Genomic DNA, 22,417 nt, shown 5'->3' with positions numbered 1-22,417 from the left:
CGGCTCGCGGATTCACTTCTCGATCAGCAGTGATCTTCACCGCCGTATTCGGAACGTGTCGCGGCAGCACGAGTCCACTGCATTCATGACTGTGCATGCAGCTCTCGCGCTCTTGCTGGCACGTTTGGGCAGCACCGACGACATCGTGATCGGCACGCCGATCGCCGGCCGGGGAGATCGTGCCCTCGATGATCTGGTCGGCATGTTCGTCGGCACGCTCGCACTGCGCACACAGGTGGATCCGGCTCGATCGTTCCGGGAGTTGGTTGAGCATTGCCGCGAAGTCGACCTCGCCGCGTTCGCTCATTCCGACGTGCCCTTCGAGCGCGTAGTGGAGGCGGTCGGGCCGAAACGGTCGAGCGCCTATGCACCGATTTCCTCGGTGTCGCTGGAATTCCAGAACAACAAACGACCGATTCTGAAGCTACCGGGACTGGAAGTCCGCGGGATCGACCCTGAACTCGAGGTAGTGAAGGTAGACCTGGAATTCCTTCTGGCCGAGGAGTACGACGATCGCGGTGCACCGGGAGGGATGAGCGGTGCCGTCGACTTTGCCACTGATCTCTTCGACCCCGGTACGGTCAGCGGTTTTGCCGACATGTTCGTTCGTGTGCTCGAGGCAGTGACCCGGAATCCGCAGGTACCGATCGGTGACATCGACCTACTCGGCGATCTCGAACGTCGCGAGTTGACGCCGGCGCATGGGCTCCCCGAAGTGCCTCCGAAACTGTGGCCTGAGTTGTTGGCGGACGCCGTGGCGATCGATCCTGACTCGGTGGCCCTGTCGCTCGAGAACCGGCAGCTCAGTTATCGCGACCTGGACGAGTGGTCGAATCGTGTTGCCCGGGAGTTGTGCGGTCGCGGTGTGGGCCCGGAGACCTTCGTGGCACTGGGAATGCCTCGCTCGATCGAATCGGTGGTCGCGATCTGGTCGGTGACCAAAGCCGGAGCGGCTTTTGTGCCTGTCGATCCGGCCTATCCGCGCGAGCGCGTCGAATACATGCTCGCCGATTGCCGAGCCTCGCTCGGTTTGACTGTTCAGACCAGCCGAACTCACCTACCCGACGTTGTTCCCTGGCTGGAACTCGACGACCCACACTTCGCCCGGCGGGTAGCCGCGCTGTCGCCGGAACCGATCACCGATGACGATCGAACCGGTGAACTGAACCTCGATCATCCGGCCTACCTGATCTACACCTCGGGATCTACCGGGAAACCCAAGGGAGTGAACATTACTCATCGAGGTTTGGCGAGCTTCACGGCCGAAACTCGTGAGAGGTTCGAGGTCACTCACGACTCTCATGTCTCTCAGTTGGCATCGCCGAGTTTCGACGCTTCCATCTTCGAGTTGACGATGGCATTCAGCGCCTCGGCGCAAGTCGTGATCGTTCCGCCTGCTGTGTACGGTGGCGCCGAATTGGCCGATGTTTTCCGGCGCGAGCAGGTCACTCATGCCACCATTACACCGACCGCGCTGGCGGCGTTGGGTGACAACGGTTTCGAGGCGCTCCGTGTTCTCGATCTGGTGGGCGAGGCCTGCCCGCCGGAGGTCGTCGCGCAATGGGCGCCGGGTCGGAGGCTGCACAACGGCTACGGCCCGACTGAAACCACCGTGCAGGCGAGCGTCAGCGATTCGATGAAACCCGGTGCGGGAGTGAACATCGGCTCGCCGGCAGTGGGCTTCGGCTTCCTGGTGCTGGACGAGCGTTTGCAGCCCGTCCCGGTGGGCGTGCCGGGGGAGTTGTACATCATCGGTCCAGGTATGGCACGTGGGTACCATAATCGGGCGTCGCTCACGTCGGAACGATTTGTCGCTTGCTCGTACGGGTCGCCGGGGCGCCGGATGTACCGCACCGGAGATGTCGTGCGTTGGCGTGAATCCGGCGGTGACAGTGCCAAAATCGTTGGCTCCGGCGATGGAGTGCATCACACGCTCGAATACATCGGGCGCAGCGACTTCCAGGTCAAGGTCCGTGGTTTTCGGATCGAACTCGGGGAAATCGATGCAGTTCTCTCACGCCATCCGTCGGTGGACTTCGCCGCGACTGTCGGCCACACGGGACCGTCGGGTGAAACGGTCCTGGTGTCGTACGTGCGTGCGTCAGCTGCTGACGCCTCCGACAGCGACGAGATACGGGCGTATGCAGCCGACCGACTTCCCTCGCACATGGTTCCGTCGGCAGTGGTACTTCTCGAGCGGATTCCGATGACACCGGTGGGCAAGCTCGACCGAAAGGCTCTACCGGAACCCGAATTCAGTTCGGTTGCAGCCGAGTTCCGCGAGCCGGTCACCGACACCGAGCGCGCCGTGGTCGACTCGTTCGTCGAGGTCCTAGGTGTCAGCCGGGTGAGCACTACCGACAGCTTCTTCGACCTGGGCGGGTCCTCCCTGGTGGCCACCCGAATCGTCAGCGCACTGCACTCCCGTTTCCAACGCAGAATTCCGCTTCAGTGGATGTTCCTCGACCCGACACCCGCTGGAATCGCTCGACGCCTCGACATGCCGACAGCCGACGCCGGTATGGAAGAGCTTCTCGCCGTGGTTGTTCCACTGCGGACGAAAGGGACTGGGCGACCGCTGTTCTGTGTGCACCCTGGTATCGGCCTGTCCTGGGGGTACGCCGGCTTGGTGCGGTATCTGCCCGAGGACAGACCCGTGTACGGACTTCAGCTCCCCGCTCTCAGCGACGACGGTGACTATCAGTCGATCGAACAGTTAGCCCATCGCTACGTCGAAGAGGTGGAGGCCGTTTCGCCGGACGGGCCGTACGACTTACTCGGGTGGTCCCTTGGCGGAGTCATCGCGCACGCCATGGCCGTCGAACTGCAATCGTCCGGCCGCGACGTCGCCACACTGGCGATGATGGACAGCTACCCCGACAACGGCGATGCCCCTGCGTCAGCCGAACTCGACGTCCGAGACCTACTGCGAGGACTCGGCCTCGAACCCCAGACCGACCGAGATCTGACCTTCGACGAGGCGGCGGCCGTGTTGGCCCGGAGGCTCGGGCCCGAGACGGGAGTAGACGGTCGGGACCTCGAGCGGATTGCCCGAGGGTACGAGACTTCGCAGAGAATCACGCACCAGTTCGTTCCCCAGATCTACGAGGGAGACCTGCTGATCTTCCCGGCTGACGGAAAAGACGACACGATTCCGCGCGACAGGTCGCCACAGGAATGGCGTCCGCTCGTGACGGGCCGGATCGTGGAGGTGCCGGTGCGATGCGGACACAACGAGATGATCGAGGCACCGGCCATGGCGGTCATCGGACCGGAGATGGCTCGGGTGCTCTCGATGTTTTCCGGATACTCCGAACGGGCATGACAACTTGAAGCCACCGAGCCGCACGCCCGTGAAGCGAGCGCCACCGAGCTGTTGCCGGGCACCGCAATCGAGCACGAGGAGCGGCAATGAGAAGAATCGGACGTACTCGGGCGATACTGGTCGTCGCCCTCGTCGCATGGACGGGATTGTTCGGTGAAGCGGCGCTTGCCTCGGCTGATCAGGCGCGAACATCCCCTCCAGACGGTTCAGCTCTCGATCACGTCGAGGAGATCAACGCCCGTCAGCTGACTATGTACGTCTACTCGGCTGCGATGGACAAGGTGATTCCGCTCGAGGTGATTCGGCCGGCAGACACAAGTGCGCCCCGGCCGACCCTCTATCTACTCAATGGCGCCGGCGGAGGCGAGGACACGGCGACGTGGCAGACACGGACAGACGTCGTCGACTTCTTCGGCGACAAGAACGTCAACGTCGTCAACCCGATCGGCGGTGCCTACAGCTACTACACCGACTGGGAGAAGCCCGATCCTGTTCTCGGACTGAACAAGTGGACCACATTTCTCACCCAGGAGTTGCCACCGATCGTCGATGCCACGCTCGGGACTACGGGTACGAATGCCGTTGCCGGATTGTCGATGGCAGGTACCTCGGTTCTGAGCCTGGCCGAGGCGGCGCCATCGGTTTACCGTGCCGTCGGTGCTTTCAGCGGGTGTGCCGAGACGAGTACTCAACCCGGTCAGGACTACGTGAGATTCGTGGTCGGATTCCGCGGCGGCAACGTGGACAACATGTGGGGTCCTCCCGGCGGTCCGGGCTGGGTAGCCAACGATCCTGTGGTCAACGCCGAGAGATTGCGGGGGGTCGACCTCTACATCAGCAATGGATCGGGCCTGCCCGGCCCACACGAGAATCTGGGCGGACCGATGGTCAACGGCGACCTCGGCGTTCTGGCGAACCAGGTGATCGTGGGTGGAGTCATCGAGGCTGGGACGAACCAGTGCACCCAGCGTTTGGCCGAGCGGCTCGACTCCTTGGGCATCCCGGCCACCTATGATTTCCGGGCAACTGGCACTCACTCTTGGGGTTACTGGCAGGACGATCTTCACAACTCGTGGTCGATGATTGCCGCGTCGATCGGTGCGCGTTAGCCGGCGAACCCGAGGGTCGGTGGCTGAGTTGTTTCTCACTCCGGGACACTCTTGCCGAACCTAGCCGACCGAACTGCAGGTCAGCGGCGTTATAGTCGCCTCATGAGTTCAGAAACACTCGCTCCCCTCGACACCGACGTACTTGCGCGCAGGTTTGCGTGCCTGGGTGATCCGACGCGGCTGCGAGTGCTCCGACTTGCTGCCGGCGGTCCGATCGACGTCGACACGATTGCACACGCCGCATCACTCGAGCCGTCGGCGTTGAGTGCCCACCTCGAGGCCTTGATCGAGGTCGGTTTTGTCGAGGCTTCGGTGCGTGAAGGCACTTCGGTTGTCAGTGTTGCCGGAACGGCATACTCCGATCTGATGGCAGCGGCCGCCGTCGTGGCTGCTCGTGGTCCGGTCGAAGACACACTGGGAGTTCTTCCCGATGACGTGGTGGTGCGCCGCATGGAATCCGGCGACTGGGATGCCGTCCGCTCGATCTACCGCGAAGGAATCGACACCGGAACCGCGACGTTCACCACCTCGGTGCCATCCGCCGAGAAGCTCGACGCGCAATGGTTACCCGATCATCGATGGGTTGCCGAGATCGACGGCCGCGTCGAAGGCTGGGCGAGCCTTAGCCCGGTGTCCTCGCGAGACTGCTACCGCGGGGTCGCCGAGAACTCCATCTACATCGGTAGCGGCGCTCGCGGGCGCGGCGTGGGCAAGCTGCTGCTTCGCCGACAGGTGCAAGCCGCCGACGCCAGTGAGATCTGGACAGTGCAGTCGTCGATTTTCCCGGAGAACCGGGCAAGCGTCGCCTTGCATCAGGCCGTCGGATTCCGAATCGTCGGCACTCGCTCGCGTATCGCTCAACTGGGTGGGCGGTGGCGTGACACGTTGTTCCTCGAACGTCGCAGCGAGGACGCTGACATCTGAGAAGAGACGCTCAGCCCTTGGCAGCGCTGACTCCGGCGCGTCGCCCGTAGAAACTGCCGTCTCCGAGGGACGTTCCGGAGGCATACCCGCCAGCGCAGACACCGGCGGTGCATCGTCCAGCGGCAAACAGACCCGGGATCGGTTCGCCGGAGACGTGCATGACCTCCGAGTTGATCGACGTGCGCAGACCGCCGAGCGTGAATCCGGCGGTGAAATTGCGAAGATCGAGCGCAGCGACGGGTGAGCCGATCGGCTTGACCCACTCCTTCTTCTTTCCCAGTACCGGGTCCTCACCACGGGCGGCGTGGCGGTTGTAGACCTCCACGGTCGATTGGAGGGCGCCTTCCGGCAGGTTCATGTCGGATTCGAGTTCCTCGACGGTCTCTGCCACCCACTTGGGCTGGAATCTGAGGAACGGGGTGGAACTGTCGGCGGCGCAGCCCTCTTCGTAGGAAGCTTCGTCGATGATCAGGTAGGCCTGATTCTCGTTGCGCAGCAGCGTCTCCTGGCCGATTCGTCCCGGGTACGTGTCCTCGTTGACGTAGCGCTGGCCGCGTCCGTTGACGAGAATGCCGCGGATTATCAACTGGGGGTCGCCGAAGAATGCGACCTCGGTGGCGTCCATGTGCGCGAGGTCGGCCCCGAGAGCCTGCGCCATCTGGATGGACTTTCCGTCGTGCTCTTCGATAGCCGCACCGGGGCGCCCGATCAGCCGTGGGGCGTACGACTGGATCATCGCTTCGTTGTAGGCGAAGCTTCCCGTCGCCAGTACGACACCCGTGCGTGCTCGAACTGCCACTTCCTTGCCGTACTGCTTGGCGATGATGCCGACCACTCGATCTCCGTCGACGACCAGGCGCTGGACTCGCATGTCGTATTCGGCTCGTACGCCGAGGCTTTCGGCCGTCTCGATCAGTGGCTTCATCAACATGAAACCACCGCCCTTCTCCCCGGTGCGCTTGCCGCTCATCTGTGGAACGTGCCCGCGAGGGGCCGGTGTCGCGATCGTGTTGAACGGTGCCGAGTTCTCGCCGCCGGAATACATGAGTCCGTCGTCGAAGGGTGTTTCCCAGCCGGGTTGGCCGTAGAAACTCTCCTTGAACGGCACACCGTTGTCGACGAGCCAGTTGTAGTGCTCGACGCTGCCTTCGCAGTAGTCGGTGATCTTCTCCTCGTCGGCGCCGGGACCGAGTGCGGCCATCATGAACGATTTCATGTTGGCGGGGGAGTCCTCGAACCCGAGCGCCTGCTGCAACGGGGTCCCGCCGCCCAGATAGATGAATCCGCCTGCCAGCGCCGCAGCGCCGCCCCAGCCGCTCGTGCGCTCGAGCACCAACACGTCGGCGCCCGCTCGCGCGGCCTCGATCGAAGCACTCACTCCGGCAATGCCGTAACCGGCGACGACGACGTCAGCCTCGAAGTGCCACTGCTCGATGTTTGCGGAGGACTGCGGACGGATTGAGCTGGCCTCGGCCATGGATTCGGATCCTTCGTTCTTCTGGTTGGTTGGTGGGGGAATCGGTGGGTGTGATCGATGCCCTGATGGCAGTATCTCGACCGAAAGTCAGTCGGTGTCCGTTTTCGCGGAATCGGCCGCGGCCTTCTCCTTGGCGCGCGCGGCTTTACGTCTGTCGGCCTTCACGGCGATCAGCGCATTGTTGAGCCCGGTGGCCAGCGGCCAGCCGACGTAGTGGCACAGGAAGATTGCGGCCTCTTCGAACTGCTGCTCGGTCAACTCCTCGTTGTGGAGAGCAGCGTTGATCTGGATCTTCGCCACATCGTTCTGCCCCTGGGCGGCGATGGCACCGATCAGGAGTAGTCGTCGATCACGTACCGACAGTCCCGGTCGCGTCCAGATGTCGGCAAAGAGGTGGTCGGCGGTGACCGCGAAGAAGTCGCCGGGAACGTCGGCGGGAAGCTCCCAGCCGTACACCTCGTTCATCTTCGCGACGCCACGAGCACGGGCCTCGGAGATGCGGCTTTCGTCGGTTCCACCGGCATCGGTCATGTGAGTGGTGTCGGTCATGCGTGCTCCCGAGTAGTAGATGCCGTCGAAGGTTCGGCCGGCCTGTCTTCGCTGTCATTCCCGACGCCCAGACCGGCACCGAGTCCGGCGAGCGCAAGGTGCGCGAGCGGCAGGTCGAGATTCAGCCGATCACCGAGGTCGATGGCCAAGGCCAAGTCCTTCTCCCCGAGATTGCGAACATGCCGCAGTATCGAGAACCACGGGTCGTCCTCCGAGACCGGTGCGGTGGTGTCGCGGAGCATGATCGCGCCCGCGCCACCGGTGATCGCATCGGTGTGCCTGACGACCTTTCCGAGCGTGCGGAGATCGAGTCCTGCTGCTTCGGCGAGTCGCGCGGCCTCGGTCGTGGCGGTGAACGAGACGAAGTGAAGAAGGTTGCGTGCGAGCTTCATTCGCGTTCCCGCGCCGACGTCACCGGCGTGAACCACCAGCTCGGCCCAGGATCCGAAGGGCTCGCGGACGGCTCCGAACGCCTCGTCGGAGCCGCCGATCATCACTGCCAGCCTGCCCTGCGCTGCGCCGCCGGCACCGCCACTGATCGGCGCGTCGGCCAGCAGAACACCACGCTGTTGACAGATGTCAGCGAGTTCCACCGCCGTGGTGTCCGAGATAGTGGAGTGAATCGCGACGACAGTGCCTGGCTGTGCGGTCGACAGAATCCCGTGCAGCCCGCACACAACCTCGCGTACCTGCGCGTCGTCGAGCACCGTGACGGAGATGATGCTCGCCTGCGCTGCAACGTCGGCGGGCGTCGATGCTGCGCTCGCGCCCGCAGCGGTGAACGGTTCGAGCGCTTCTGCGCGGGCATCACACACCACCAGTCCGCCCGGCCAGTCCAGGAGGCGCTGCGCCATCGGCGCGCCCATGTTGCCTAGGCCGATGTATCCCAGTCTGGTTTTCGAAGCGCTGGCTTTCGGCGCCGATTCCGTCATGACCGGTACACCTGGCCTCCGTCGACGTTGAAGATCTGCCCGGTCACCCAGCCTGCGTCGTCGGAGAGGAGGAACAGGCACATGCCGACGAGATCGTCCGGTGTTCCCATGCGCTGCAACGGGATTCGCTTCACCATGTCCTTGACGATGTTGCCGGGGGTGACGGTTCGAGTCGCCTCCGTGTCGATAGGGCCGGGAGCGACGGCGTTGATTCGGATGTTCGACCAGCCGAGTTCGGTCGCGAGTTGTTGTGTCAGGCTGTTGACGCCGGCTTTCGCGAGTCCGTAGTAATTCGAGTACAGCCAGGCTGCTGTGGAGGACTGGTTGACGATCGAACCGCCCTTCGCTCGCATGTGAGGTACTACCGCCCGGCACACGTGCAATGCGCCGTCCATGTTGACGCTCATGAACTTTCGGTAGTAGTCCCAGTCCACCGTCAACAGGGAATCGATCTTCATTCCGCCGTAGATGGCAGCGTTGTTCACCAGGTGCTCGATGCTGCCGAACTGCTCGATCGTGAAGTCGGCGAGTGCCGCAGTCGACTCCCCGTCGGCGACGTCGACGTCCTTGAACACGGCACTTCCGCCGTCCGCGTTGATCTGCTTGGCGACTGCTTCGCCGAGTTCGCGATTGAGGTCCGCCACGACCACGTTGGCCCCCTCCGCGGCCAGAGCGCGGGCATACGCCTCTCCGATACCCTGCGCTGCTCCGGTGACTATCGCGGTGCGACCGTCGAAACGTCCCATGTCGACCTACTTTCGTGGTGATCATTCTGTGGTGAGGGTGTGGGGTGAGGGTGTGGAATGTCAGGAAGGTGAAGCGACGAGCTTGGTTTCGAGGTATTCCTCGAAACCCGCGAGGCCCATTTCGCGGCCGATCCCGGATTGTTTGTAGCCGCCGAACGGTGCGTCGGCCGAATACCAGACGCCGCCGTTGACGCTCAGCGTTCCGGTTCTGACACCGGCAACGACGTGCGCGACGCGATCGGGATCGGTGCCCCACACCGACCCGGACAGGCCGTAGGGGGAATCGTTGGCAATCCGGATAGCGTCGTCGTCGTTGTCGTACGGAAGGATCACGAGGACGGGCCCGAAAATCTCCTCCTGCGCTACGCGAGACGAGTTGTCCAGCCCGGCAATGAGAGTGGGCTCGACGAAGAATCCCCTCTCGCGATCGTCGGGACGGCCCCCACCCGTCACGATCGTGCCGCCCTCTTCGACCGCGAGGGCGAGGTAGCTCTCCACCCTGGCGCGCTGGCGCGCCGAGATGACCGGGCCACACACCGTTCCTCGCGCGCTGGGGTCGCCGGCTCGGATACCCGCCATCGCGGCAGATGCCGCGGCCAGAGCATCGTCGTACCGAGCGCGCGGCACCAGAAGTCTGGTACTGAGCGCGCATCCCTGACCGGCATGAACGCAGACGGAGAACGCGGCAACCGAGCATGCACCTTTGATGTCCGCATCGTCGAGGACGATGAATGCGGACTTACCCCCGAGTTCGAGGAAGACCTTCTTGAGAGTTTGCGCGGCCGTGGCCATCACTGTGCGTCCGGTGGCGGTGGAACCGGTGAAGGACACGAGATCGACGCGCGGATCGCTGCACAGCTGCGCGCCTAGGGAGTGATCCGTCGACGTCACGACGTTGACTACGCCGGCCGGGATCTCGGTTTCTTCTGCAATCACCTTGGCGACCAGCGCGGCGCACCAGGGCGTGTCCGGCGCGGGTTTGAGAACGATGGTGTTGCCGGCTGCGAGGGCGGGACCGAGCTTGGCGAAATTGATCTGGTGCGGAAAGTTCCACGGTGTGATTGCGCCGACGACGCCGACGGCTTCCTTGAGCAGTCGGCGATGGGTCGGAATCCCCATGGGTGACGCGTGCCCGAGATCTTGTTCCCACGAATAGGTTTCGATCAGATCGGCCCAGTAGCGAAGATCTTCGATCGGGCCTTCGAGTTGCGGACCGCTCGTCAGCATGACCGGTGCGCCGACCTCGGCGACGGTGATCTCACGCAACTCCTCGATGTGGGACTGGAGTGCATCGCACAGTTGGCGCAGGCAGCGAGCGCGAAACCCGTGATCGCGTGCCCATTCGGTGTCGTCGAACGCACGGCGCGCAGCGGCGATGGCCGCGTCCATGTCCGCGGCGGTGCCTTCGGCCGCACGGCCGATCAGTTCCTCGGTCGCCGGGTTGAAAACTTCGAAGGTTCCGCCGGATCCAGGAACCAGTTTTCCGTCGACGAGAAGTGCAGAACTGTCTGCGGGTCGAAGCGTCATAGCGCAAACCCTCTCTTTCTGGACATGTGTCTGGACTCTAGTTCACACTTGTGGTTGAGGCAATGGTTTTTGGGGCATAAGAGATTTCGAGAGCCCAGCGGTCTCGAGAGGGTCTCGGATCTGCTTCGACGAAAAGCGCCTCGTGTCCGGTGCGGCGCCGCTACGGTTCACCGCACATTCACAACCACGTCTTCACATCCACAGGAGAGAGGTCGAAATGAACAGAGTTGACGGAAAAGTGGTGTTGGTGACCGGCGCTGCTCGAGGTCAGGGGCGCAGTCACGCCGTCCGTCTCGCGCAGGAGGGCGCGCACATCATCGCCTTCGATCTGTGCGCAGACATCGCCAGCAACGAATACCCGCTCGCCAGTCCAGCCGATCTGGAGGAAACCGCTCGCCTGGTGAAAGAGGCCGGGCAGCAGGTGGTGACGGCGCGTGTCGACGTCCGTGATCGCGCCGGACTCGAAACAGCACTTGCCGAGGCGGTAGGGCAGTTGGGCGGATTGCATGTCGTCGTGGCGAACGCCGGTATCTGTCCGCTCGGCAAACACGTGTCGACCGCCGGTTTCGTCGACGCCTTCGATGTGAACTTTCTCGGTGTCGTCAATACAGTGCACGCGTCGATGGAATACCTCGGCGAAGGGGGTTCGATCATCGCGATCGGATCTGTTGCCGGTCTGGTGCCGCAGACCGGATTCAACGGGCAACAGGCGCTCCAGGGTCCGGGTGGCGACGGATACGGCTTGGCCAAGAAGCTGATTCAGGCCTATACCAGTTCGTTGGCGCTGACCCTCGGGCCGAGTTCCATTCGCGTCAACGCGATTCATCCGACCAATGTGAACACCGACATGTTGCAGAGCATGCCGATGTACCGGACGTTCCGTCCCGACCTCGAGAATCCGACGGCCGAGGATGCGGCAGTGACGTTCCCGTTCATGCAGGCGATGCCGACTCCGTGGGTCGAACCCGCGGACATCTCGCATGCGGTCGTGTACCTGTCCTCGGACGAGTCGCGATTCGTCACCGGCCAGCAACTGCGCGTGGACGCTGGTGCCGGGATGAAGATCGGTCTGTAGTAGAACTTTTCGCTTCGTGGCTGCCTGTTCGTGGTGAATTTTCGAAGTTTCCCCATTTCGTTGCCCTGGACAGGACGCTGTAGTAACGTCCAGACACGTGTCCAGCAAACGGGGCGATTCAAGTGGCGGGGGATCGATTGTCTATGAATCCACTCGCAGGCGCCTCACGGGCAAACAGGCGGAAACTGTGGCCAGGCTTGCCGAAGCAACAGTGAAAGTTCTACGCAAACAAGAGTTTTCCGGACTGACTGTCCGTTCGGTTGCGGCCGAAGCGGGTGTAGGAACTGCGACCGCCTACACGTATTTCGCGTCCAAGGAGCATCTGGTCGCAGAGGTCTTCTGGCGAAGACTTCAGAACTCGTCGGCGCCTGATGGCTCGGGGTTGGATCGCACCGCGCACGTGCTGTCTGTACTTCGAAATATCGCGCTGCTTCTCGCGGACGAACCGGAGGTATCGGCCGCCGTGACTAATGCACTGCTCGGATCCGATCCTGAAGTGGAACATCTTCGCGGGCGGATCGGACTCGAGATCCATCAACGACTCGCTTCGGCGTTGGATCCGAATGGCGAACCCGAAGTGTTGGAAGCGCTCGAAATGCTTTATGCCGGGGCGCTTCTGCGAGCGGGGATCGGCTACGGAACCTACGCGCAAATCGCTGGACGCCTGGAGGCCTCAGCTCTACTGATCCTGGAGAAATCATGACAGAAGCTTTGATCGATCCGGTGGTCTTCAATCCGTACGACTACCACTTTCACGACGATCCGTATCCGACGTACAAGCGTCTGCGCGAAGAATCACCGTTGTATCACAATCCGGACGTTGGCTTTTGGGCGTTGTCGCGATATGCGGACGTGGTCGACGGATTCAAGGACAACAAGCGTCTCTCGAGCGCCAACGGGGTATCGCTCGACCCCGCAGCCTACGGTCCACACGCGCATTATGTGATGTCGTTTCTCGCGATGGACGATCCCCGCCATATGCGGTTGCGCCAGTTGGTTTCTCGCGGATTCACGCCGCGACGGGTTGCGGAGCTCGACGGCCGGATCCTCGAACTCACGAAGCAACATCTGGTACCTGCGTTGGGCGCGGGGGAGTTCGACTGGATTACGGAGGTGGCGGGAAAGCTGCCGATGGACGTCATCTCCGAACTCATGGGGGTCCCCGAACCCGACCGAGCCGAACTGCGGCGCAAGGCGGATCTGGTGGTGCATCGAGAGGCGGGTGTTCTCGACGTGCCGCAACCTGCGGTGGAAGCTTCGATCAGTTTGATGGGCTACTACAAGGAGATGATCGCGCAGCGTCGCCGATCGCGGACGGACGATCTGACCTCGGCCTTGCTCGATGCCGAGATCGACGGAGACAAACTCTCGGACCAGGAGATCCTCGGATTCATGTTTCTGATGGTCGTGGCCGGAAACGAGACCACGACCAAGCTTCTCGGAAACGCTCTGTACTGGGGTTCGCACCACCGGGAGCAGATCACACCGGTTCTCGACGATCCCGAACGAGCCTCGGAATGGGTGGAAGAGACTCTTCGCTACGACACGTCGAGCCAGATCGTGGCTCGGACTTCGGTTGTCGACCTCGAATATCACGGACGCACCATTCCGGCGGGGGAGAAGGTCCTGCTCCTGATCGGATCGGCCAACCGAGACGCCGACGTCTTCGACGATGCCGACAGCTTCCAGATCGGCCGGAGTTCGTCGGGCAAACTCGCGAGTTTCGGTGGTGGCGTGCACTTCTGCCTCGGTGCCCACCTTGCCAAGCTCGAAGCCAAGATCGCCCTGGCGGAGTTCGGGCGTCGGGTCAGCGACTACGAAGTCGTCGAGTCCGGAATCGAGCGTGTTCATTCGACAAATGTCCGGGGCTTTGCGGCCCTGCCGGTGAAAGTTCAGGTGCGCTGATGCCTCGTTTCGAACCCAATCCCGTTCGCCGGCCGGCACTGATCAGTGGTGCGTCGTCGGGAATCGGCACAGCCACCGCGTATGCCCTGGCCGAACTCGGGCATCCGGTTGCACTCGGTGCGCGTCGAGTCGCCGAATGCGAAGCCATCGCCGAGAAGATCCGCAGCAACGGTGGTGAAGCGTTCGCCCACTTCCTCGACGTCACGGACGGTGATTCGGTCGACGGGTTCGTCTCGGCCGCAGAGGCAGTCCACGGCCCCGCGGAAATCGTCGTCTCCGGTGCCGGAGACCTCGAATTCGGGGCTGCGGACGAGATGAATCCTGAGGCGTTTCTACGGCAGATCCAAGTTCACCTCGTCGGTGCGCAGCGATTGGCGCATCGCGTACTCCCCGGTATGAGGCAACGACAGCGCGGTGACTTCGTACTGATCGGCTCGGATTGTGCCGAGCGCCAGCGTCCACTCATGGGTGCGTACGACGCAGCGAAGGCCGGGCTCGAGGCAATGGGGCGTCAGATGCGAATGGAGCTCGAGGGAACAGGCATTCGCGCGTCGATCGTGCGACCCGGGCCGACACTGACCGGCATGGGGATGGACACGACGCCGGAGATCATCGGACCGGTCGGGGAATCGTGGAGCAAGTGGGGGTTCGCCCGCCATGGTTACTTTCTGCGCGCCTCGGACATCGCCAATGCCATCGTCGCCGTTGTGTCGGCGCCGCGAGGAGCACACATCGTGCTCGTCGAAGTTCAGCCCGAGGCGCCACTGGACAAACTTCCCACTGCGAACTCACAGGAGACGACATGACGCACGGAGTGCAAGAGACGTCGCGAACACTGCCAGAGCCGCCGCGGGTGTCCGGCGGGGATCTCCCGCACGGGCATCTCGAGGAACTGCGAACCGACCCGATAGCGCTCATGCGCCGGGTGCGTGAGGAATGTGGTGACGTCGGCGCCTTTCAACTTGCCGACCGCACAGTGATCTTGCTGTCCGGAGCCGAGGCAAACGAGTTCTTCTTCCGCTCCACCGACGAGGATCTCGACCAACAAGCGGCTTACCCCTTCATGAAGCCGATATTCGGTGAAGGCGTCGTCTTCGACGCCAGCCCGGAGCGGCGTAAAGAGATGCTGCACAACTCGGCTCTGCGCGGCGAACAGATGCGCGGGCACGCCGCCACGATCGGCCGCGAAGTCGAGGCGATGGTCGCGCAGTGGGGAGACGAAGGCGAGATCGATCTGCTCGACTTCTTCGCCGAGCTGACCATCTATACCTCGTCGGCGTGCCTGATCGGCAAGAAGTTCCGCGACGAACTGGATGATAGCTTCGCCAAGCTGTATCACGAGCTCGAACAGGGAACGGATGCATTGGCTTTCGTGGATCCGTACGCGCCGATCGAGAGTTTCCGCCGCCGCGACGAGGCCCGGTTGGCGTTGGTCGCTCTGGTACAGGACATCATGAACGGGCGCATCGCGAATCCTCCGCAGGGCAAGGATGACCGCGACATGTTGGACGTGTTGGTCTCGGTCAAGGACGAGAACGGCGACCTCCGGTTCAGTGCCGACGAGATCACCGGAATCTTCATCTCGATGATGTTCGCCGGCCACCATACGACTTCCGGCACGGCAGCGTGGTCGCTGATCGAGATGTTGCGGCATCCCGACACCATGACGGACGTCGTCGACGAACTCGACAATCTGTACTCCGACGGCGCCGACATCAGTTTTCATGCCCTGCGCCAGATTCCGGTTCTCGAGGCTGTGGTCAAGGAAACCCTTCGACTGCATCCGCCGTTGATCATCCTGTTGCGGGTGGCACGTGGAGATTTCGAAGTGGGCGGCTTCGAGATCCGAGAGGGCCATCTTGTCGCCGCGACACCCGCGATCTCCAATCGAATCGCCGAGGACTTTCCCCGGCCGGACACCTTCGATCCCGGGAGGTACATCGACCCGAATCAAGAGGACATCGTCAACCGCTGGACGTGGATTCCGTTCGGAGCCGGCCGGCATCGCTGCGTCGGCGCTGCGTTCGCCCAGATGCAGCTCAAAGCGATCTTCTCGATCCTGCTGCGGGACTTCGAGTTCGAGATGGCGCAGCCGTCGGAATCCTACCGAAACGACCACAGCAAGATGGTCGTCCAGTTGCAGCAGCCGTGCGCGGTGAGGTACCGGCGCCGAACACGTCCCGGGCGTGAGGGGTGATCATGCACGTCGAAGTCGACCTCGACCTGTGCCAAGGCCATGCGGCGTGTGAGCTGGAGGCACCGGAGATCTTTGTCGTCCCGAAGCGGGGGAAGGTCAGTCTTCTGGACTCGGACCCACCCGAGTCGCTCCGCGGTGAAGCCGAGATGGCGGTCAGGTACTGCCCGACCGGCGCCCTGAGAATTGTCGATTGATTGCAGCGAATTCATGTGCTCGAGGGAGGAAGTTCAGATGACGGGTTTCGACCGCGCAGAGCTCGACGAGATGGTCCAACGCTGGATCGAGGCGAACAACAAGGCCGAAGCCGCCGGCGATTGGAAACCGTTGGCGGACATGTATACCGAGGACGCCACGTACGGGTGGAACTACGGCCCCAAGCAGGATTTCATGGCGGTGGGGCGCGAGGAGATTCGCGAAGTCGCGCTCGGTCTCGAGATGAAGGGCCTCGAAGGCTGGGAGTATCCGTATCAAGACTTTGTGATCGACGACCGTAGCGGAAACGTGATCGGCTTGTGGAAGCAGATTTCCGATGCCAAGCGTGAGGACGGTAGCAACTACTCCGTCTACGGTATCGGTGGTAGTTGGTTCCGCTACGGCGGGGATTTCCAATGGTCCTGGCAGCGTGACTTCTTCGACTTCGGGAACGTGTCGGCACTGTTCATGGAGATGATCGGCAACAACGCTCTCTCGAAGGGGATGCAGGGCCGGATCCAGCGATCGATCTCGGGCGACCCGCTACCGGGCTGGTATCCGGTGGGCACCGCGCCGGTTTCGCTGTGGTGAGTCCGATGTCGGTGCGCGATTCCTTCGAGGCACTCTCGCAGCGCGACCTTGCCGTGCTGGTGCCCGAGTTGCTCCTGTGCGGGCAGCTGATCGATCGCTCGGGCATGGCGCATCTGATCGTCGAATTCGGACGCGAGGGTATGGCACAGGTGGCCGTCGAGGAGTGGGAGTCGGCCAGCCCCTGGTACACCCGCCGCATGCAGAAGGCTCTCGGATACGAGGGCGACGACGTCGTGACGATCTTCAAAGGATTACAACTCGACATCGGCGCTCCTCCACAGTTCATGGACTTTCGATACCGGGTCGACGATCCGCTGCACGGTGAATTCTGGCTCGACCATTGCGGAGCACTCATGGACGTCGAGCCGTTGGGCGATGAGTTCGTGACCTCGATGTGTCACGACATCGAGGATCCGACTTTCGATGCAACGGCCATCGCGACCAACCCGCGCGCCCAGATCCGGCCGATTCACCGACCACCGCGCAGGCCCGCCGACCGACATCCGCACTGCGCCTGGACCGTGTCCATCGACCCGTCGCACACGCCTCCCGTGATGACCGCGCACACCGAGCAGATCGGAAGCACCGCCGCGGTGACGGTCGAGCTGAGCCCGATCGATCACGGTGGGGACGGTAGGGCGGACTACTCGGGTCCGTTGTTGTCCGACCTGAGGTTTTCCGACTTCTCGCGATCAGCCTTGGTTCGTATCGCAGAGGAGATCTGCGTGCAGCATCATCTGTTGGCGTTGGGCTTTCTGGCAGCGGTTCGCCGCCGTGCCGACGAAGACAAGGCTCGCGAGATCACGCGAAAGCAATTGACCGGAATCGCGGGAGTTGCGGCACAGCGTATTCGAGATGCGCTCGGGCTTCCTTCGACGCTGGAATCGTTGGCATTGGTCCTGTCCGTGCATCCCTTGCTGAATCCGAAGCAGTATGTGGAGAGCGAGATTCGACAGGACGGCGGTGCTCTGGAGCTGCGGATCTCGCGAGAAGCTCTTGTCGACCGAGACGGCGGTTGGCCGACCTTGCTCGGCAGCGAGCACCTCGATCCTCTCCAAGCTTTGGTCCGCGGCGTGAATCCGCACTTCACCGTGAGAGTGGTGGCCGAAGATGCCGCGGGGCTTCTTCTGGCCGTCGACATCACCGAAGCTCCCGCTCCGGAATGCGTCGAAGTCGCCATCACGAAGGTCAGTACCGGCGCGGCATTCGTATTCGAAGATCGCGGAATCCCCTTGCCTCTCTTCGTCGTCTGACCGGCCGAACCCGAAGGACTCAACCTATGGCGTACACGTTTGCAGACCTGTTCGAGCATTCCGTCGATGCGATGCCCGATCGCCTCGCGCTGATCGTTTCCGGCGACGAGGTGACATACCGTGAGCTCGACGAGCGGGCCAACCGATTGGCGCATTACTTCCAGTCCGTCGGGTTGGGTGTCGGTTCGCACATCGGTATTCAACTGCACAACTCGATCGAGGCGATGGTTGCTGTCCTCGCGGCCTTCAAGATCCGCGGCGTTCCCATCACGGTGAACTACCGCTACACGAGCGACGAATTGGTTTACCTGTACGAGAACGCGGATCTCACGGCGTTGGTTTTCCATCGTGGTTTCGCTGAGCGGGTTGCCGAGGCGTTGGTGTCCGCGCCGCGGGTCAAGTACGTGATCGAGGTGGCGGACGAACTCGCTCTCGGGAACGAACCGTCGATTCCGGGGGCAGTGGCGTACGAGGATGCGCTCGGCAACCAATCCCCGCTGCGCGTAGGTGAACATGCTTTTCCCGAGCGTTCCGGCGACGACGTCTACGTTCTCTACACCGGCGGAACAACCGGACGACCGAAAGGCGTCGTCTGGCGGCAGGAAGACATCTGGCGCGTGTTGGCCGGCGGTTACGACTTCTATTCGGGTGAGCCGATCGCCGACGAGTACCAGCAGTCGCGCGGTGGCGCCGCGGCAGCCGAACCGATGCGGTGGTGCATGCTTCCACCGCTGATCCACACCTCGGCACTGATGCCGACGTTCAACGCTCTGTTCTCCGGAAACACCGTCATCTTCGAACCGAAGTTCGATGCGGCGCAGGTCTGGAAAGTCGTCGCCGAATATCGCCCGCAGGTCATGGTCATCACCGGCGACGCCATGGGCCGTCCACTGGTCGAAGCCCATCACGAATTGCAACCGGATGCGTCGAGCCTGGCCGTGCTCGCCTCCGGCGCTGCGCTCTTCTCCGGATCGGTCAAAGATGCGTTCTTCGACGTCTTTCCGAATCTGATGATCTCCGATTCGGTTGGATCGTCCGAAACAGGCTTCGGCGGAATCGGATTCGCAACCAAAGGGCTCGAGCAGCGTGGCGGACCCAAAGTGGGTGCCAACAGATTCACGGTCGTCGTCGACGACGACAACCGAGTGTTGGAGCCGGGCTCGGGCGCCGAAGGATGGCTGGCGAAACTCGGAAACGTTCCACTCGGCTACTACAAGGACCCGGTGAAGTCGGCCGAGATATTCCGCGAGGTGAACGGCGCACGGGCAGTGGTGACCGGAGACCGGGCGCGGATCGAGGACGACGGCTCGGTCACCCTCCTCGGACGGGGAAACATGGTGGTCAACACCGGCGGTGAGAAGGTCTTCGTGGAAGAAGTCGAAGCAGTGGTGAAGGCCCATCCCGACATCTACGACGCGACAGTGATCGGTGTTCCGGACGAGCGGTGGGGCAATCGGGTGGCGGCGGTGCTTCGCATCCGCGACGGTGTGGAACCGGATTTCGAATCCATCGAGAAGCACGCCCGCAGTCACCTCGCCGGCTACAAGATTCCGCGTTCCTTCTGGACCGCCGACGAGGTCGTTCGAGCGCCGAGCGGCAAGCCGGACTACCGCTGGGCCAAGGAGTTCTCACAGAACAGCGACCCGGTCCACCGGATCGACTAGCGCTCACACGCAACACCAGGCACCCGGCACCCACCCGTAAAGGAGCATCTGCAATGCCTGAGATCGACCTTCCCGACGGGTTCGACGTGACCGACCCGCATCTGTACGGCGAGCGCGTCCCGCTTGCCGAGTTCGCCGAACTACGACGATGCGCTCCGGTCTGGTGGAACGCCCAGGAACCGGGTACCGGCGGATTTCACGACGGTGGTTGTTGGGTTGTCTCCCGCCACGCAGACGTCCGCGACGTCTCGTTGCGCAGCGAGGAGTTCTCGAGCAACGTCAACGGCTGCATTCCGCGGCATGAAGACAACATCTCGGCGGAGGAGTTGGAGGCGACAAAACACGTCCTCATCAACAAGGACGCCCCTGAGCACACACAGCTGCGCAAGTTGGTGGCGCGCTTGTTCACTCCGCGGTCGGTGGAAGCGATGCGGGCCGGGTTGGAAGCGCGGGCAGAAGACATAGCGTCGGCTGCCGTGGCGGAAGGTAGCGGTGATTTTGTCAGCCAGGTCGCCAGCGAGTTACCCATGCAGGCGATCTCGGAGCTGATCGGTGTACCGCAGGACGGGCGCCGTCAGCTGTACGAATGGTCGAATCAGATGACGGGATACGACGACGAGTCGCTCGCCGGCGAGTCTCGGATGGCGTCGGCGCAGATCCTGGGCTACGCCTATCAACTGGCCGAGGCGAGACGGGAGGAACCGCTCGACGACATCATCTCACGCTTGGTGCATGCCGACATCGACGGGCAGAAACTCACCCCGGAACAGTTCGGTTTCTTCGTCATCATGTTGGCTGTCGCGGGCAACGAAACGACGCGAAACGCAACGACACTCGGCATGATGGCATTTCTCGAGCATCCGGATCAGTGGGAACTGTACAAGCGCGAGCGTCCGCGCACCGCCGCGGACGAGATCATCCGCTGGGCTTCGCCACTGACGTCGATGCAACGAACAGCCGTGGTGGACACACAGATTGCCGGCACTGCGATTGCGAAGGGGCAGCGCGTCGTACTGCTCTACGGCTCGGCGAACTTCGACGAAACCGTCTTCGGGAACCCCGACGTCTTCGACATCACCCGAGACCCGAACCCGCACCTCGCGTTCGGAGGAACCGGGCCGCACTACTGCGTCGGCGCCAACCTGGCCAGAATGGAGGTCGATCTGATCTTCGGCAAGATCGCCGATCACATGCCCGACATCAGCAAGCTCGGCGATCCGAGCAGGCTCTCGTCCGGTTGGCTCAACGGGATCAAGGAATTCAAGGTCGACTACGGCAACTCCACGTCATGTCCTTCGGGGCATTGACGTGTACAGCGGAAGAGTTGCACTTGCGGGCCCGATGCGCGAACTCGGCCAGTTCTACCGGATGGGCGCCGATGTCGCAGTGGGCTTGTTCCGCACTCGCTTTCAGGTGCAGGAGTTTCTCGAGCAGAGTTGGATGATCGCCCGGGTGTCGATCGTGCCGACCGTATTGGTGGCCGTGCCGTTCACGGTCCTGGTGAGTTTCACGCTCAACATCCTGCTCCGTGAGATCGGTGCCGCCGACCTCAGCGGCGCCGGGGCCGCGCTCGGCGCCGTGACTCAGGTCGGTCCGGTGGTGACGGTGCTGATCGTGGCAGGTGCGGGCGCGACTGCCATCGCCGCCGATCTGGGATCGAGAACGATTCGTGAAGAGATCGACGCCATGGAGGTGCTCGGGATCGATCCGATCACTCGGCTGGTGATTCCTCGGGTGGTCGCGTCGACCGTGGTGGCTTTGCTGCTCAACGGACTCGTCTGCGTCATCGGCATCGCCGGCGGTTACGCCTTCTCGGTGTTTCTCCAGGGCGTGAACCCTGGCGCCTTCGTCGAGGGAATCACGTTGCTGACCGGCCTGCCCGAGGTGGCGTTGTCGATGGTCAAAGCTGCACTGTTCGGGATGCTGGCGGGATTGGTGGCCTGCTATCGCGGACTGTCGGTACGGGGTGGGCCGAAAGGCGTGGGGGAGGCCGTCAACGAAACGGTGGTGTACGCATTCATGGCGTTGTTCGTCGTCAACACCATCGTCACCGCGGTCGGCATCCGATTGACGGCGGGGTGATCGAGGTGACGCTGTCGGATTCGCTGGCACAAATCGGCAAGTTCGGACGCACGCGGGCGCGGGTGGCTCGAACGTCACGCTCGATCGACGACGTCGGGCGACAAGCTGTCTTCTTCGCGCGCGCCATCGCTCACATCCCGTGGGCAATTCGCAAACACCCGAAAGAAGTGTTGAGGCTGGTAGCCGAGATCAGCATGGGCACCGGAGCTTTGGCAGTGATCGGCGGCACGGTTGCGGTCGTAGGATTTCTGACTCTCGCCTCGGGCGGTACCATTGCGATCCAAGGTTTCAGCTCACTGGGAAATATCGGAGTCGAAGCGCTCACCGGATTCTTCTCCGCCTTCATCAACGTTCGTATCGCTGCGCCGGTCATCGCGGGAATCGGCCTGTCGGCCACGATCGGCGCAGGTTCGACCGCGCAGATCGGTGCCATGCGCATCAGTGAGGAAATCGACGCCCTCGAATCGATGGCGATCAGTTCGGTCCCGTACGTCGTCAGCACCCGCGTCACCGCAGGGATGATCGCGATCTTGCCGCTGTACTCATTGGCGCTCGTAGGATCTTTTCTGGCCGGAAGGTTCACCACGGTCGTGCTGTTCGGTCAGTCCTCCGGTCTTTACGACCACTACTTCACGACCTTCCTCGATCCGGTCGATGTCGCATGGTCCTTCGTTCAAGTGCTCGTGATGGCACTACTGGTGATGCTGATCCACACGTACTACGGATACAACGCGTCCGGGGGACCGTCGGGCGTGGGAACTGCAGTGGGCCGCGGGGTTCGGCTCTCGCTGATCTGCGTCGTGGCGGTGACCCTGCTCGTCTCACTCGCGCTCTACGGCGGTTCCGGCAACTTCAATCTGTCCGGTTAG

General features: G+C 62.7%; 20 protein-coding genes. 15 read left to right on the top strand and 5 right to left on the bottom strand.

What is annotated here, in order from left to right; all coding sequences use genetic code 11:
• The 3 genes from ACYP01_RS17415 to ACYP01_RS17405 all read left to right on the top strand — a co-directional run.
• A partial coding sequence (locus ACYP01_RS17415; RefSeq protein ID WP_459681461.1) for a non-ribosomal peptide synthetase occupies positions 1–3,325 on the top strand: 3,325 nt, incomplete at its 5' end.
• An 86-nt stretch (positions 3,326–3,411) separates the two neighbouring features.
• Entirely contained in the window at positions 3,412–4,434 is a 1,023-nt protein-coding gene (locus ACYP01_RS17410; RefSeq protein WP_054832112.1) for an alpha/beta hydrolase, read from the top strand.
• 102 nt (positions 4,435–4,536) lie between these two features.
• The gene (locus tag ACYP01_RS17405) at positions 4,537–5,358 is read left to right on the top strand and encodes a helix-turn-helix domain-containing GNAT family N-acetyltransferase (protein WP_459681457.1); all 822 of its coding nucleotides are present in this window, start codon (positions 4,537–4,539) and stop codon (positions 5,356–5,358) included.
• A 10-nt stretch (positions 5,359–5,368) separates the two neighbouring features.
• On the opposite strand, the gene ACYP01_RS17400 is transcribed toward ACYP01_RS17405, so the two are convergent.
• From ACYP01_RS17400 to ACYP01_RS17380, 5 genes are all read right to left on the bottom strand, one after another.
• Entirely contained in the window at positions 5,369–6,835 is a 1,467-nt protein-coding gene (locus ACYP01_RS17400; RefSeq protein ID WP_459681454.1) for an FAD-dependent oxidoreductase, read from the bottom strand.
• Between the two features lie 87 nt (positions 6,836–6,922).
• Positions 6,923–7,384, bottom strand: a complete 462-nt coding sequence (locus tag ACYP01_RS17395; protein ID WP_134932201.1) for a carboxymuconolactone decarboxylase family protein — start codon at positions 7,382–7,384, stop codon at positions 6,923–6,925.
• The gene (locus ACYP01_RS17390; protein ID WP_459681451.1) at positions 7,381–8,316 is read right to left on the bottom strand and encodes an NAD(P)-dependent oxidoreductase; all 936 of its coding nucleotides are present in this window, start codon (positions 8,314–8,316) and stop codon (positions 7,381–7,383) included. Before ACYP01_RS17390 ends, ACYP01_RS17395 begins: the two co-directional genes overlap by 4 nt.
• On the bottom strand, positions 8,313–9,062 hold the full coding sequence (locus ACYP01_RS17385) for an SDR family oxidoreductase (RefSeq protein ID WP_459681449.1): 750 nt from the start codon (positions 9,060–9,062) through the stop codon (positions 8,313–8,315). The genes ACYP01_RS17390 and ACYP01_RS17385 overlap by 4 nt, the downstream gene beginning before the upstream one ends.
• Positions 9,063–9,122: 60 nt before the next feature.
• Positions 9,123–10,589: an aldehyde dehydrogenase gene (locus tag ACYP01_RS17380; RefSeq protein ID WP_003944082.1), complete on the bottom strand. Its 1,467-nt coding sequence runs from the start codon at positions 10,587–10,589 to the stop codon at positions 9,123–9,125.
• Between the two features lie 217 nt (positions 10,590–10,806).
• On the opposite strand from ACYP01_RS17380, the gene ACYP01_RS17375 reads away from it, so the two are divergent.
• The 12 genes from ACYP01_RS17375 to ACYP01_RS17320 all read left to right on the top strand — a co-directional run bounded on the left by ACYP01_RS17375 (position 10,807) and on the right by ACYP01_RS17320 (position 22,417).
• On the top strand, positions 10,807–11,664 hold the full coding sequence (locus tag ACYP01_RS17375; protein WP_007728643.1) for a mycofactocin-coupled SDR family oxidoreductase: 858 nt from the start codon (positions 10,807–10,809) through the stop codon (positions 11,662–11,664).
• Between the two features lie 136 nt (positions 11,665–11,800).
• Positions 11,801–12,367: a TetR/AcrR family transcriptional regulator gene (locus ACYP01_RS17370; RefSeq protein ID WP_024487471.1), complete on the top strand. Its 567-nt coding sequence runs from the start codon at positions 11,801–11,803 to the stop codon at positions 12,365–12,367.
• Positions 12,364–13,569, top strand: coding sequence for a cytochrome P450 (locus tag ACYP01_RS17365; RefSeq protein WP_073513281.1), 1,206 nt, complete (start codon positions 12,364–12,366; stop codon positions 13,567–13,569). Before ACYP01_RS17370 ends, ACYP01_RS17365 begins: the two co-directional genes overlap by 4 nt.
• Positions 13,569–14,375: an SDR family oxidoreductase gene (locus ACYP01_RS17360; protein WP_003944110.1), complete on the top strand. Its 807-nt coding sequence runs from the start codon at positions 13,569–13,571 to the stop codon at positions 14,373–14,375. The genes ACYP01_RS17365 and ACYP01_RS17360 overlap by 1 nt, the downstream gene beginning before the upstream one ends.
• Positions 14,372–15,766 (top strand): cytochrome P450, encoded by a 1,395-nt coding sequence (locus ACYP01_RS17355; RefSeq protein ID WP_007728646.1) that lies wholly within the window; start codon positions 14,372–14,374, stop codon positions 15,764–15,766. The genes ACYP01_RS17360 and ACYP01_RS17355 overlap by 4 nt, the downstream gene beginning before the upstream one ends.
• A 2-nt stretch (positions 15,767–15,768) precedes the next feature.
• On the top strand, positions 15,769–15,960 hold the full coding sequence (locus tag ACYP01_RS17350) for a ferredoxin (protein WP_020907945.1): 192 nt from the start codon (positions 15,769–15,771) through the stop codon (positions 15,958–15,960).
• A 37-nt stretch (positions 15,961–15,997) separates the two neighbouring features.
• Positions 15,998–16,549 carry a Cif family virulence factor gene (locus ACYP01_RS17345; protein ID WP_459681444.1) on the top strand — a complete coding sequence of 184 codons (552 nt, stop codon included), beginning with the start codon at positions 15,998–16,000 and terminating at the stop codon, positions 16,547–16,549.
• Between the two features lie 5 nt (positions 16,550–16,554).
• A complete protein-coding gene (locus ACYP01_RS17340) occupies positions 16,555–17,802 on the top strand; it encodes a hypothetical protein (protein ID WP_081557939.1) in 1,248 nt (415 codons plus the stop codon).
• A 26-nt stretch (positions 17,803–17,828) separates the two neighbouring features.
• A complete protein-coding gene (locus ACYP01_RS17335; protein ID WP_459681442.1) occupies positions 17,829–19,466 on the top strand; it encodes an acyl-CoA synthetase in 1,638 nt (545 codons plus the stop codon).
• A gap of 53 nt (positions 19,467–19,519) precedes the next feature.
• The gene (locus tag ACYP01_RS17330; protein WP_030536770.1) at positions 19,520–20,773 is read left to right on the top strand and encodes a cytochrome P450; all 1,254 of its coding nucleotides are present in this window, start codon (positions 19,520–19,522) and stop codon (positions 20,771–20,773) included.
• A gap of 34 nt (positions 20,774–20,807) precedes the next feature.
• Positions 20,808–21,548, top strand: coding sequence for an MlaE family ABC transporter permease (locus ACYP01_RS17325; RefSeq protein ID WP_030536769.1), 741 nt, complete (start codon positions 20,808–20,810; stop codon positions 21,546–21,548).
• Positions 21,545–22,417: an MlaE family ABC transporter permease gene (locus ACYP01_RS17320; protein WP_003944051.1), complete on the top strand. Its 873-nt coding sequence runs from the start codon at positions 21,545–21,547 to the stop codon at positions 22,415–22,417. The genes ACYP01_RS17325 and ACYP01_RS17320 overlap by 4 nt, the downstream gene beginning before the upstream one ends.

Source organism: Rhodococcus sp. no. 34, assembly GCF_054589475.1.
Note: the sequence above shows the minus strand (reverse complement) of the source record. Positions and strands in the feature narration are given on the sequence as shown.

Coding starts and splice junctions, on each gene's coding strand:
- ACYP01_RS17410 (WP_054832112.1), top strand. CDS start 3,412: ATGAGAAGAATCGGACGTACTCGGGCGATACTGGTCGTCGCCCTCGTC.
- ACYP01_RS17405 (WP_459681457.1), top strand. CDS start 4,537: ATGAGTTCAGAAACACTCGCTCCCCTCGACACCGACGTACTTGCGCGC.
- ACYP01_RS17400 (WP_459681454.1), bottom strand. CDS start 6,835: ATGGCCGAGGCCAGCTCAATCCGTCCGCAGTCCTCCGCAAACATCGAG.
- ACYP01_RS17395 (WP_134932201.1), bottom strand. CDS start 7,384: ATGACCGACACCACTCACATGACCGATGCCGGTGGAACCGACGAAAGC.
- ACYP01_RS17390 (WP_459681451.1), bottom strand. CDS start 8,316: ATGACGGAATCGGCGCCGAAAGCCAGCGCTTCGAAAACCAGACTGGGA.
- ACYP01_RS17385 (WP_459681449.1), bottom strand. CDS start 9,062: ATGGGACGTTTCGACGGTCGCACCGCGATAGTCACCGGAGCAGCGCAG.
- ACYP01_RS17380 (WP_003944082.1), bottom strand. CDS start 10,589: ATGACGCTTCGACCCGCAGACAGTTCTGCACTTCTCGTCGACGGAAAA.
- ACYP01_RS17375 (WP_007728643.1), top strand. CDS start 10,807: ATGAACAGAGTTGACGGAAAAGTGGTGTTGGTGACCGGCGCTGCTCGA.
- ACYP01_RS17365 (WP_073513281.1), top strand. CDS start 12,364: ATGACAGAAGCTTTGATCGATCCGGTGGTCTTCAATCCGTACGACTAC.
- ACYP01_RS17360 (WP_003944110.1), top strand. CDS start 13,569: ATGCCTCGTTTCGAACCCAATCCCGTTCGCCGGCCGGCACTGATCAGT.
- ACYP01_RS17355 (WP_007728646.1), top strand. CDS start 14,372: ATGACGCACGGAGTGCAAGAGACGTCGCGAACACTGCCAGAGCCGCCG.
- ACYP01_RS17350 (WP_020907945.1), top strand. CDS start 15,769: ATGCACGTCGAAGTCGACCTCGACCTGTGCCAAGGCCATGCGGCGTGT.
- ACYP01_RS17345 (WP_459681444.1), top strand. CDS start 15,998: ATGACGGGTTTCGACCGCGCAGAGCTCGACGAGATGGTCCAACGCTGG.
- ACYP01_RS17340 (WP_081557939.1), top strand. CDS start 16,555: ATGTCGGTGCGCGATTCCTTCGAGGCACTCTCGCAGCGCGACCTTGCC.
- ACYP01_RS17335 (WP_459681442.1), top strand. CDS start 17,829: ATGGCGTACACGTTTGCAGACCTGTTCGAGCATTCCGTCGATGCGATG.
- ACYP01_RS17330 (WP_030536770.1), top strand. CDS start 19,520: ATGCCTGAGATCGACCTTCCCGACGGGTTCGACGTGACCGACCCGCAT.
- ACYP01_RS17325 (WP_030536769.1), top strand. CDS start 20,808: ATGCGCGAACTCGGCCAGTTCTACCGGATGGGCGCCGATGTCGCAGTG.